Annotated in this window: 7 protein-coding genes and 1 pseudogene; 7 read left to right on the forward strand and 1 reads right to left on the reverse strand. The window is 69.0% G+C overall.

Annotated features, from left to right (window positions below; genetic code table 11):
• From D8M35_RS16625 to rpoC, 5 genes and pseudogenes are all read left to right on the forward strand, one after another.
• Positions 1 to 388, forward strand: a pseudogene (locus tag D8M35_RS16625) (hypothetical protein); the annotation flags it as partial.
• Positions 385 to 1,074, forward strand: a complete 690-nt coding sequence (locus tag D8M35_RS12795) for a response regulator transcription factor (RefSeq protein ID WP_126892206.1) — start codon at positions 385 to 387, stop codon at positions 1,072 to 1,074. The pseudogene D8M35_RS16625 and the gene D8M35_RS12795, both read left to right, overlap by 4 nt.
• 334 nt (positions 1,075 to 1,408) lie before the next feature.
• Positions 1,409 to 1,984 (forward strand): hypothetical protein, encoded by a 576-nt coding sequence (locus D8M35_RS12800; protein ID WP_126892207.1) that lies wholly within the window; start codon positions 1,409 to 1,411, stop codon positions 1,982 to 1,984.
• A gap of 354 nt (positions 1,985 to 2,338) precedes the next feature.
• Positions 2,339 to 5,827 (forward strand): DNA-directed RNA polymerase subunit beta, encoded by a 3,489-nt coding sequence (gene rpoB, locus D8M35_RS12805; RefSeq protein ID WP_066657077.1) that lies wholly within the window; start codon positions 2,339 to 2,341, stop codon positions 5,825 to 5,827.
• A 47-nt stretch (positions 5,828 to 5,874) separates the two neighbouring features.
• Entirely contained in the window at positions 5,875 to 9,756 is a 3,882-nt protein-coding gene (gene rpoC, locus D8M35_RS12810; protein WP_058728465.1) for a DNA-directed RNA polymerase subunit beta', read from the forward strand.
• Between the two features lie 133 nt (positions 9,757 to 9,889).
• Here the strand turns inward: rpoC and D8M35_RS12815 are convergent, their stop codons facing one another.
• A complete protein-coding gene (locus D8M35_RS12815) occupies positions 9,890 to 10,255 on the reverse strand; it encodes a VOC family protein (protein WP_126892208.1) in 366 nt (121 codons plus the stop codon).
• Positions 10,256 to 10,612: 357 nt separating this feature from the next.
• On the opposite strand from D8M35_RS12815, the gene D8M35_RS12820 reads away from it, so the two are divergent.
• The gene (locus D8M35_RS12820; protein WP_126892209.1) at positions 10,613 to 12,283 is read left to right on the forward strand and encodes a GspE/PulE family protein; all 1,671 of its coding nucleotides are present in this window, start codon (positions 10,613 to 10,615) and stop codon (positions 12,281 to 12,283) included.
• 19 nt (positions 12,284 to 12,302) lie between these two features.
• Positions 12,303 to 12,525: hypothetical protein (locus D8M35_RS12825; protein ID WP_194074876.1), on the forward strand; the 223-nt coding region annotated here is incomplete at its 3' end.

The following is a 12,525-nucleotide window of genomic DNA, read 5'->3' on the forward strand; positions in this document are numbered from 1 at the left end:
TCATCGCGCCTTCGGCGGGGCGCTCACCACGCGCGGCGACCTGGGGCTGGTGTCGGTCGACGCGGCGCACCGCGCGGTCGTGGTCGCGGCCACCCGGGAGGCGCTGAGCAACGCCCGCCGTCACGCCGCCGGTCGACCCGTTGAGCTGTCCGTGCGTGCGGCCGGCCCGGCGGTCGAGGTGACGGTGGTGAACGCGCTCGACCCCGCGGGCGCGGGCTCGGGTTCGGGGGCCGGCGGCGGGCTCGGTCTCGTCGGGATGCGGGAGCGGTTCGCGGAGCTCGGCGACGACTCGGCCGTCACGGCCGACGTGGTCGACGTGGTCGACGGGTCGTTCGTGGTGGCGATGCGCGTGCCGGCGACGACCGGCGGTGCGGGGGAGCGGGCGTGACGATCCGGGTGCTCGTGGTGGACGACCAGGCGATCGTGCGGGACGGCCTGGTGACGGTGCTGTCGCTCGAGCCCGACGTCGAGGTCGTCGGCGAGGCCGCTGACGGCGCTGCGGCGATCACGATGGTGGACGAGGACCCGCCGGACGTCGTGCTGATGGACCTGCGGATGCCGGGCACCGACGGCCCGACCGCCACCGCGGCGATCACGGCCGCACACCCCGAGGTCGCCGTGCTGGTGCTCACGACCTACGCCGACGACGCCTCGATCGTCGGCGCGCTGCGGGCCGGGGCGCGCGGGTACCTGACGAAGGACGCGGGCCGACGGGAACTGGCCACCGCGGTGCGCGCCGTGGCCTCGGGACAGGCCACGTTCGACGCCGGGGTCGGTGCGCGGCTCGTCGCGCAGCTCGGCGCGGGCCCCGGCACCGCCGGCGGTGCGGGAGCCGCCGGTGTCGACGTCGGTGTCCGGGGTGACGCTCCCGGGGGTGGGCTCCGTGACCGCTTCCCCGCGCTCACGCCGCGGGAGGCCGACGTGCTCGAGCGGATCGCCGCCGGTCGGACGAACCCGGAGATCGCCGCCGAGCTCTTCCTGACGGTGCCGACCGTGAAGTCCTACGTGAACCAGGTCTTCGCGAAGCTCGGGGTCCGCACCCGCGCCGAGGCCGTCGCCCGCGTCCTGCGCTGACGCAGCGTCCCTCCCCGCACGGCCGGCCGACGTCACCACCAGCCGACGTCACCACCAGCCGACGTCAAGGGACAGGACGTACCGTTCTCCACGTCGTCACCCGACAGGTGTCGAGCACCGCGCCCCGAGGGCGTGGCGTTCCGCCGGTCCGGGTGACCACGACGTGGTCGGCACGACCCCGCGCGACCCCCACCGCGCCCGGGTGCCCCGCACGTCGTCGGCGTGCCCCGAGGTGCGCCGCCCTACGGCGTGCGACGGCGCACCACACCACGCGTGCGCCGATCCCGGATCCGAGCGGCACGCGGCAGGACCCGACTCCCCCAGGAGACCCGCGATGACCGACACCCACAGCGTCCCCACCCTGCGACCCGGCCGTGCTCCGCGACCCGGCCGTGCCACGAGACCCGGCCGCGCCCTGCCGGGGGTGCACCCGTCCACCCGGCCGCACCGTGCCTCCAGACCGGTGGTCGCGGACGGTGAGCGCGCTCCCCGGTGGATGCGCGCGGTCGGTGCCGTGCTGCTGCTCGGCGGTGGCGCGCTGACGGCGGCCGTCCTCGGCTGGCCGGGGGACGCGCCGGAGGTCGCCCTGCTGCTGCCGGGCGTGGTCGCCCTCGTCGCCGGAGCCCTGCTGCTGCTCGCGCGGACCGGCATCGCGGTGACCGACACCGACGTGGTGCTGCACTTCCGCCCGCTGCCGGAGCGCCGCATCGTCCGACGCCGGATCGCGGACGTCGCGGTCGTCGAGGCGGATGCCCGCACCTTCGGCGGGGTGGGGCTGCGCCTGGGCCGGGGCGTGCGGGCGCTCCTGCTCACCCCGGGGCGGGGCGTGCGGATCACGGACGACCGGGGTCGGGTCACCTTCGTGCGTGCCGAGCACCCGGAGGAGCTGCTGCAGGCACTCGAGGACTGACCCGGCTGCGGCTGACACCGAGGGGAATGCTCGGTGGGTGGCCGTGCTTATACACGCCATCGCCGAATCCGGTCAAGCCAGGACTGGACAGCGCGCGCCGGGGCGACCTATGATGACAGTTCGCGCTCCCTGGCATTCGTGTGTCGTCATATTGCGGGCGAACACGCGCCCTGGTGCAGCCGGTCCCGTATATGGCGGCGGGACCCGCTCACCGATCATCCCACAGGTCCCCGACGGTCGTTGCCGTCGTGCGTTCCGTGTCGGTGGTCCCGGGGTCGCGCCGAGCGATCAACCCACTCACCTACGTGCTGCTCGTCAGTACCGGCCCGACGGGGCCTACCGGAGGTCACACCCTTGGCTGCTGCGCCCAACGCATCCACCAACCCCAAGAACGGTCGCAACCACTCGCGACTCTCGTTCGCCAAGATCACGGACACCCTCACGGTGCCGGATCTGCTCGCCCTCCAGACGGAGAGCTTCGACTGGCTCGTCGGCAACGACGTCTGGAAGGCCCGCCTCGCCGAAGGACAGGAGCAGGGTCGCACCGACCTCGCGCTGCACTCCGGCCTCGAGGAGATCTTCGAGGAGATCTCCCCGATCGAGGACCTCGGCGAGACCATGCAGCTCTCGTTCACGTCCCCGGAGCTCGAGGACCCGAAGTACTCCATCGACGAGTGCAAGGAGCGTGGCAAGACCTACGCCGCGCCGCTGTACGTCAACGCCGAGTTCATGAACCACATGACCGGTGAGATCAAGACGCAGACCGTCTTCATGGGCGACTTCCCGCTCATGACCGAGCGCGGCACGTTCATCATCAACGGCACCGAGCGCGTCGTCGTCTCGCAGCTCGTCCGCTCGCCGGGCGTGTACTTCGAGCGCCAGCAGGAGAAGACCTCCGACAAGGACATCTACTCCGCACGCGTGATCCCGTCGCGTGGTGCGTGGCTCGAGTTCGAGATCGACAAGCGCGACCAGGTGGGCGTGCGCATCGACCGCAAGCGCAAGCAGTCCGTGACCGTCTTCCTCAAGGCCCTCGGCCTGACGAGCGAGGAGATCATGGAGGAGTTCCAGGGCTTCGCCTCGATCGAGTCGACCCTCGAGAAGGACGCCGTCCTCACGAAGGAAGAGGCGCTCAAGGACATCTACCGCAAGCTGCGTCCGGGCGAGCAGGTCGCCGCCGAGGCCGCGCGTGCGCTCCTCGACAACTTCTACTTCAACTCGAAGCGCTACGACCTCGCCAAGGTGGGTCGCTACAAGCTGAACCGCAAGCTCGGCATCGACGCGCAGCTCTCGGACTCGGTGCTGACCGTGCAGGACATCGTCCGCACCATCAAGTACCTGGTCTCGCTGCACGCCGAGAAGACCACGCTCGACGGTGTCCGCGACGGCGAGCCCGTCCAGCTGCGCCTCGACGTGGACGACATCGACCACTTCGGCAACCGTCGCATCCGCGCCGTCGGCGAGCTCATCCAGAACCAGGTCCGCACGGGTCTGTCCCGCATGGAGCGCGTCGTCCGCGAGCGCATGACCACGCAGGACATCGAGGCGATCACCCCGCAGACCCTGATCAACGTGCGACCCGTCGTCGCCGCGATCAAGGAGTTCTTCGGCACCTCGCAGCTGTCGCAGTTCATGGACCAGAACAACCCGCTCGCGGGTCTGACGCACAAGCGTCGCCTGTCGGCCCTCGGCCCGGGTGGTCTGTCCCGTGAGCGTGCCGGCGTCGAGGTCCGCGACGTCCACCCGTCGCACTACGGCCGCATGTGCCCGATCGAGACCCCGGAAGGCCCGAACATCGGCCTGATCGGTTCGCTCGCGTCGTTCGGTCGGATCAACTCGTTCGGCTTCATCGAGACGCCGTACCGCCGCGTCGTGAACGGTCAGGTCACCACGACCATCGACTACCTCACGGCGTCGGAGGAGGACGACTTCGTCGTCGCCCAGGCCAACGCGCCGCTGACCGACGACTTCCACTTCCAGGACGACAAGGTGCTCGTCCGGAAGAAGGGCGGCGAGGTCGAGCTCGTCGGCAAGGACGAGGTCGACTACATGGACGTCTCGCCGCGCCAGATGGTGTCGGTCGCGACCTCGCTCATCCCGTTCCTCGAGCACGACGACGCGAACCGCGCCCTCATGGGTGCGAACATGCAGCGTCAGGCCGTCCCGCTGCTCCGTTCCGAGTCGCCGCTCGTCGGCACCGGCATGGAGGGCTACACCGCCATCGACGCCGGTGACGTCGTCACCGCCGACAAGGCCGGTGTGGTCTCCGAGGTCTCGGCCGACGCCGTGACCCTGCAGCTCGACGAGGGCGGCACGCAGACCTACTACCTGCGCAAGTTCGACCGCTCGAACCAGGGCACGAGCTACAACCACCGCGTCATCGTCTCCGCAGGCGAGCGCGTGGAGCAGGGCGAGGTCATCGCCGACGGCCCCGCGACGGAGAACGGCGAGCTCGCGCTCGGCAAGAACCTCCTCGTCGCGTTCATGCCGTGGGAGGGCTACAACTACGAGGACGCGATGATCCTGTCGCAGAACCTCGTGAAGGACGACACGCTCTCCTCGATCCACATCGAGGAGTACGAGGTCGACGCCCGCGACACGAAGCTCGGCAAGGAGGAGATCACCCGCGACCTCCCGAACGTCAGCCCGGACCTCCTGGCCGACCTCGACGAGCGCGGCATCATCCGCATCGGCGCCGAGGTCCGCCCCGGCGACATCCTGGTCGGCAAGGTCACGCCGAAGGGCGAGACCGAGCTCTCCGCCGAGGAGCGCCTGCTCCGCGCGATCTTCAACGAGAAGTCGCGCGAGGTGCGCGACACCTCGCTGAAGGTGCCCCACGGTGAAGAGGGCACGATCATCGGCGTCAAGGTCTTCGACGCGCAGGACGGCGACGACGAGCTCGGCTCGGGCGTCAACCAGCGCGTGGTCGTCTACATCGCCCAGAAGCGCAAGATCACCGCGGGTGACAAGCTCGCCGGTCGTCACGGCAACAAGGGCGTCATCTCGACGATCCTGCCGGTCGAGGACATGCCGTTCCTCGCGGACGGCACCCCGGTCGACATCGTGCTCAACCCGCTCGGCGTCCCCGGCCGCATGAACTTCGGCCAGGTCCTCGAGATCCACCTCGGGTGGCTCGCGAAGCAGGGCTGGAACGTCGAGGGCATCCAGGAGTGGGCATCGGCCCTGCCGGAGGCAGCGCACAGCGCGGCGCCCGGCACGAAGGTCGCCACCCCGGTGTTCGACGGTGCGTACGAGCGCGAGATCGAGGGCCTCCTCGACAGCACGCTCCCGAACCGCGACGGCGAGCGCCTGATCGGTTCGTCCGGCAAGGCGCAGCTCTTCGACGGCCGCTCCGGCGAGCCGTTCCCGGAGCCCGTCTCGGTCGGCTACATGTACATCCTCAAGCTGCACCACCTGGTCGACGACAAGATCCACGCTCGTTCGACCGGTCCGTACTCGATGATCACGCAGCAGCCGCTGGGTGGTAAGGCGCAGTTCGGTGGACAGCGGTTCGGTGAGATGGAGGTGTGGGCGCTCGAAGCGTACGGCGCCGCCTACGCCCTCCAGGAGCTCCTGACGATCAAGTCCGACGACATCCTCGGCCGCGTGAAGGTCTACGAGGCGATCGTCAAGGGCGAGAACATCCAGGAGCCCGGCATCCCCGAGTCGTTCAAGGTCCTCATGAAGGAGATGCAGTCGCTCTGCCTGAACGTCGAGGTCCTCTCGGCGGACGGCCAGGCGGTCAGCCTCCGCGACACGGACGACGAGGTCTTCCGTGCCGCTGAAGAGCTCGGCATCAACATCTCCTCGCGGTTCGAGTCGTCGTCCGTCGACGACATCTGAGCCGGCCCGTACCGAACACGTTTCGAACTCAGCAAGAGAGAAGAACATTGCTCGAAGCAACGTCATTTGACGCCATCCGGATCGGCCTCGCGACCGCCGAGGACATCCGTCAGTGGTCGTACGGCGAGGTCAAGAAGCCGGAGACCATCAACTACCGCACCCTGAAGCCCGAGAAGGACGGTCTGTTCGGCGAGCAGATCTTCGGTCCGTCCCGCGACTGGGAGTGCGCCTGCGGCAAGTACAAGCGTGTCCGCTTCAAGGGCATCGTCTGCGAGCGCTGCGGCGTCGAGGTCACCAAGTCCTCGGTCCGTCGTGAGCGCATGGGCCACATCGAGCTCGCCGCACCCGTCACGCACATCTGGTACTTCAAGGGCGTCCCGTCGCGCCTCGGGTACCTCCTCGACATGGCGCCGAAGGACCTCGAGAAGGTCATCTACTTCGCGGCGTACATGATCATCGACATCGATGAAGAGGGCCGTCACGCCGACATGCCCGGTCTCGAGAACGAGATGCGCCTCGAGATCAAGAACCTCGAGGGTCAGCGCGACTCGATCATCGCGGACCGCCTCAAGAAGCTCGAGGACGACCTCGCAGCGCTCGAGGAAGAGGGCGCCAAGGCCGACGTGAAGCGCCGGACCAAGGACACCGCCGAGAAGGAGATGTCCCAGGTCCGCAAGTCCTTCGACGAGGACATCACCCGCCTCGAGCGCGTGTGGGAGGACTTCCGCAACCTCAAGGTCGGCGACCTCAAGCCCGAGGACGCCGTGTTCCACGAGCTGCAGGACCGCTTCGGGATCTACTTCGACGCCTACATGGGCGCCGAGGCGATCAAGCTGCGGCTCGAGGCCTTCGACCTGGCCGCCGAGGCCGAGTCGCTGCGCCTGCAGATCGCCGAGGGCAAGGGCCAGAAGAAGATCCGCGCGATCAAGCGTCTGCGCGTCGTCAGCTCCTTCCTCGCCACCGGCAACTCGCCGGCCGCGATGGTGCTCGACGTCGTGCCGGTCATCCCGCCGGAGCTCCGCCCGATGGTGCAGCTCGACGGTGGCCGCTTCGCCACGTCGGACCTCAACGACCTCTACCGTCGTGTGATCAACCGCAACAACCGTCTCCGCCGCCTGCTCGACCTCGGTGCCCCCGAGATCATCGTGAACAACGAGAAGCGCATGCTGCAGGAAGCGGTCGACGCGCTGTTCGACAACGGTCGTCGTGGCCGCCCGGTCACGGGTACCGGCAACCGCGCCCTGAAGTCCCTGAGCGACATGCTCAAGGGAAAGCAGGGTCGCTTCCGCCAGAACCTGCTCGGCAAGCGCGTCGACTACTCGGGCCGTTCGGTCATCATCGTCGGCCCGCAGCTCAAGCTGCACCAGTGCGGTCTGCCGAAGCAGATGGCGCTCGAGCTGTTCAAGCCGTTCGTCATCAAGCGCCTCATCGACCTGTCGCACGCGCAGAACATCAAGTCTGCCAAGCGCATGGTCGAGCGTTCGCGTCCGCAGGTGTGGGACGTGCTCGAGGAGATCATCCGCGAGCGCCCCGTCCTGCTGAACCGTGCGCCGACGCTGCACCGTCTGGGCATCCAGGCGTTCGAGCCGCAGCTCGTCGAGGGCAAGGCCATCCAGCTCCACCCGCTCGTGTGTGCTGCGTTCAACGCGGACTTCGACGGTGACCAGATGGCCGTGCACCTGCCGCTGTCGGTCGAGGCCCAGGCCGAGGCCCGCATCCTGATGCTCGCCTCGAACAACATCCTCAAGCCGTCGGACGGCCGTCCGGTGACCCTGCCCGCACAGGACATGATCATCGGTCTGCACCACCTGACGACCGTCCGCGAGGGTGCGCTCGGCGAGGGCCGTGCGTTCTCGTCGGTCGCCGAGGCGATCCTGGCCAAGGACCAGAACACGCTGCACCTCAACGCGATGGTGAAGATCCGCATGTCGGGTGTCCACTTCGCCGAGGGCGAGGCGCCGGAGGGCTACGAGGTCGGTCAGCCGATCCTCCTCGAGACCACCCTGGGCCGTGCGCTCTTCAACGAGACGCTGCCGGCGGACTACCCGTTCGTCCAGCGCGTCACCGACAAGGGCACCCTCTCCGCGATCGTCAACGACCTCGCCGAGCGCTACTCCAAGACCGAGACGGCCGCCGCGCTGGACCGGATCAAGGACGCGGGCTTCTACTGGGGCACGCGCTCCGGTGTGACCGTGGCGCTGTCGGACGTCGTGACGCCTCCTCGCAAGAAGGAGATCATCGCGGGCTACGAGGTCCAGGCCGCCAAGGTCCAGGGCGAGTTCGACAAGGGTCTGATCACCGACGCGGAGCGCCGCGCCGACCTGATCAAGATCTGGACCGAGGCCACGAACGAGATCGCGCAGGAGATGCGCGACAACTTCCCGATCGACAACACCATCAACCGCATGGTCTCGTCGGGTGCTCGTGGTAACTGGCTGCAGGTGCGCAACATCGCCGGTATGCGTGGTCTGGTGAACAACCCGAAGGGTGAGATCATCGCCCGCCCGATCATCAACTCGTACCGCGAGGGCCTGACCGTGGCGGAGTACTTCATCGCCACGCACGGTGCCCGCAAGGGTCTGGCGGACACGGCTCTCCGTACCGCCGACTCCGGCTACCTGACCCGTCGTCTCGTGGACGTGTCGCAGGACGTCATCATCCGTGAGGACGACTGCGGGACGACCCGTGGCCTCGAGCTGCCGATCGCGACCAAGGGCGAGGACGGCAAGCTCGTCCGCGACCCGCGCGTCGAGAACACGGTGTACTCGCGCACCCTGGCCGTCGAGGCCGTGGACGCGAACGGCACCGTGGTCGCCGAGGCCGGTTCGGACGTCGGTGACGTCCTGCTGGACACGCTGCTCGAGGCGGGTGTCGAGAGCATCAAGGTGCGCTCGGTCCTGACCTGCGAGTCCGCCGTCGGTGTCTGCGCGAAGTGCTACGGCCGTTCGCTCGCCACGGGCAACCTCGTCGACATCGGCGAGGCGGTCGGCATCATCGCCGCCCAGTCCATCGGTGAGCCCGGTACCCAGCTGACGATGCGTACCTTCCACACGGGTGGTTCGGCCTCGGCCGACGACATCACGCAGGGTCTGCCCCGCGTGACCGAGCTCTTCGAGGCTCGCACCCCGAAGGGCGCGTCCCCGATCGCCGAGGCCCCCGGCCGCGTCACGATCGAGGACACGGACAAGGGTCGTCGGATCATCCTCACGCCGGACAACGGCGACGAGCCGTTCATCTACCCGGTGCTCAAGCGTGCGACCCTCCTCATCGAGGACGGCCAGCACGTCGAGCTCGGCGAGCAGTTCATCGCCGGCACGGTGGACCCGAAGGAGGTCCTCCGGGTCAAGGGTGTGCGCGAGGTCCAGAAGCACCTCGTCAACGGTGTGCAGGACGTGTACGGCTCGCAGGGCGTGCCGATCCACGACAAGCACATCGAGGTCATCGTCCGCCAGATGCTCCGAAAGGTCACCGTCGTCGACCACGGCGACACCGACCTGCTGCCGGGTGAGCTCGTCGACCGGTCGCGCTACAACGCGCTGAACCGTGCGGCGCTGCAGGAGGGTCGCAAGACCGCCTCGGCTCGCCAGGAGGTCATGGGCATCACGAAGGCGTCCCTCGCGACCGAGTCGTGGCTGTCCGCCGCGTCCTTCCAGGAGACCACCCGCGTCCTCACGCAGGCGGCCATGGAGGGCAAGCAGGACCACCTCGTCGGCCTCAAGGAGAACGTCATCATCGGTAAGCTCATCCCCGCCGGGACGGGCCTCAGCCGGTACCGTGACGTGGACGTCGCCGCGACCGAGGAAGCCAAGGCGGAGCGGTACCCCAACCGCATCTTCGCCGACGACTCCTCGTTCTCGGACGCCGACCTGAGCTTCGTCGACTTCGACAGCTTCTCGTCGGACGACTTCACGCCCGGGACCTACAACTGAGCCTGAGCTGAACCCGGAAGGCCCCCGCATCCTCGGATGCGGGGGCCTTCCTCGTCCCACCGGCCGGGACGGCGGACGGGAGGCCCGTGGCGGGCCCGCCACGGGCCTCCCGTCCGCCGTGTGGCTCGGTCTCTCAGGCGGTGCGGCCCTTCTCGTCGACCAGCGAGTACAGGCTGAGGACGTTGCCGTCGGGGTCGCGGACGTCGAACCAGTCGACGGCGCCGTCGACGCACTCGACCGGGCCGACGTCGATGCCGAGCGAGCCGATGCGGGCGTGCTGCGACCGGACGTCGTCGACGCCGAAGCGGACCGCCGCGGGGCGCTGCTCGGCGTCCGCGGCGAGGAAGAGCTGCAGCCAGATGCCGCCGATCTCGTACTCGACCACGCCGTCCTCGGGCTCGAGGTCGGGGTCCGCGCGCTGGAACACGGCGCCGTACCAGAGGCAGGACGCCTCGATGTCGGAGACGGGGAGCCCCACGGTCACGCTCGTGATGTCCATGTCTCATCATGGCTCGGAGCGGTCCCGCACGTCGAGGGGTTCGTCGTGCACCGGCCTCCGATCCGTCGTGTCCCGAACGTTCCTGCACAGGCCTTCGGCGTCGCCTCGTCGTCCACCGGCCGTCATCCCGAGCCGCGCGCCGCCGTCGTGGTCACGGAGCATCGACGCATGACGACCACCAGCCGGACCACTCGGTACCCGTCGGTACCCCAGCACTGGGGACACCCGCCACCCCGTCGCCCCCTCGTTGTGGGACTGCGGGGGTCGCACCGGGCGGCCGTAGCGTGGACGGGCGCCGCGCCGCTGCGGAGCACACAACCACGACCCGGTCTCGACCCGAAGGAGGCCCCGGGACACATGGCCACCCTGTCCGAGATCCTCATCCTCAACGGCGCACTGCCGATCGAACACCTCGACTCCATGACCGGCGACGAGACGATCGACGAGCGCGCGATCCGGTCCCTGGTGGACCAGGGCGTCGTGAGCGAGGCGCAGTACATCACGGCGCGTGCGGCGTCGAACAACTCGCACACCGTCCCGCTGACCGACTACCCGGTCGACGGCACCGCCGTGTCGATGCTGCCCGCGGCGCTCTGCCGCCGGCACGGGGTGCTCGGCATCGGGTTCGAGGGCGAGACCCTCGTGCTCGCGATGGTGAACCCCTCGAACGTGCTCGCGATCGACGACGCCCGCACCGCGTCCGGTCGTGCGATCAAGCCGCTCCAGGTCGAGGAGCGCGACCTCGTCAGCGCCCTCGACCGGTACCTGCGGGCCGACGACGAGATGAACGACCTGACGTCGTCGCTCGAGGACCAGTCGGCTGCGCAGACGCAGCAGCAGGTGGACCTGACCGACGGTGCACTCGACGACGTCCCGATCGTCCGCTTCGTCAACCTGCTCGTGTCGCAGGCGATCCAGGACCACGCGTCCGACATCCACATCGAGCCGGGCGAACACGAGGTCCGGGTGCGTTACCGCATCGACGGCGTGCTGCACGAGATGGCCCCGGCGCCGAAGAACATCCAGAACGGCGTGATCAGCCGGCTCAAGATCATGAGCGACATCGACATCGCCGAGCGTCGGAAGCCGCAGGACGGCCGGATGTCGGTGCGTCACGGCGGCCGGCAGATCGACCTGCGCGTGGCGACGCTGCCCACGGTGTGGGGCGAGAAGGTCGTCATGCGGATCCTCGACAACACGAACACGTCGCTGACGCTCAAGGACCTCAACCTGCTCGAGCAGAACTTCCAGGCGTACCAGCGGTCCTACTCGAAGCCGTACGGCATGATCCTGGTCACCGGACCCACCGGTTCGGGCAAGTCCACCACGCTGTACACGACGCTCAACGCAGTCGCGAAGCCCGAGATCAACGTCATCACCGTCGAGGACCCGGTCGAGTACCGGATGGCCGGCATCAACCAGGTGCAGGTGAACCCGAAGGCCGGCCTGACGTTCGCGTCCGCGCTGCGCTCGATCCTGCGCTCCGACCCGGACGTGGTGCTCCTCGGTGAGATCCGCGACCACGAGACGGCGCAGATCGCGATCGAGGCCTCGCTCACCGGGCACCTGGTGCTCTCGACCCTGCACACGAACGACGCTCCCTCGGCCGTCACCCGCCTGACCGAGATGGACATCGAGCCGTTCCTGGTCGGGTCCGCACTCGACTCGGTGGTCGCCCAGCGTCTGGCCCGCCGGCTCTGCGACCGGTGCAAGGCCCCTGCGGTGTACGAGCCCGAGCAGCTGCACGCGCTCGGGTTCCTCGACCGTGCGGACGCGGCCGTGCCGGAGTTCTTCGCGCCGATCGGCTGCGCCGTCTGCTCGAACACCGGGTACCGCGGCCGCATCGCCCTGCACGAGGTCATGACCGTCACCGAGGAGATCGAGCGGCTCGCCGTCGCACGGGCCTCGAGCGCCGAGATCAGCCGCGTCGCCCAGCAGCAGGGCATGCTCACGCTCCGCCAGGACGGGTGGGAGAAGGTCAAGCTCGGCATGACCAGCGTCGACGAGATCCTGCGCGTGGTCGCGTAGTCCCGGGAGCACGAGGACGATGAACGAATCGGTGTACGACATCGAGGCCGGCGACGACCCCGTCGCCGGGTGGCACCCGGGGGCCCCGGGCAACGAGGTCGGCGGTCGTCGGGCTGCGCGGCTCGCGGCTGCCGCTGCGGCTGCTGCGGCGTCGGCCTCCTCGGCGCCGTCGGCCGCACCGGCCGACGACCGGTCGAGCGTGCCGACGTCGAGCAACGCCGTCTACGACCTGTCGGCCGAGC

The organism is Curtobacterium sp. HSID17257, assembly GCF_003989515.1.
In the GTDB taxonomy this organism is placed as follows: domain Bacteria; phylum Actinomycetota; class Actinomycetes; order Actinomycetales; family Microbacteriaceae; genus Curtobacterium.

What these genes read in the sequence shown, in the direction of transcription:
- D8M35_RS12800 (WP_126892207.1), top strand. Translation starts at nt 1,409, where the DNA reads ATGACCGACACCCACAGCGTCCCCACCCTGCGACCCGGCCGTGCTCCG.
- D8M35_RS12815 (WP_126892208.1), bottom strand. Translation starts at nt 10,255, where the DNA reads ATGGACATCACGAGCGTGACCGTGGGGCTCCCCGTCTCCGACATCGAG.
- D8M35_RS12820 (WP_126892209.1), top strand. Translation starts at nt 10,613, where the DNA reads ATGGCCACCCTGTCCGAGATCCTCATCCTCAACGGCGCACTGCCGATC.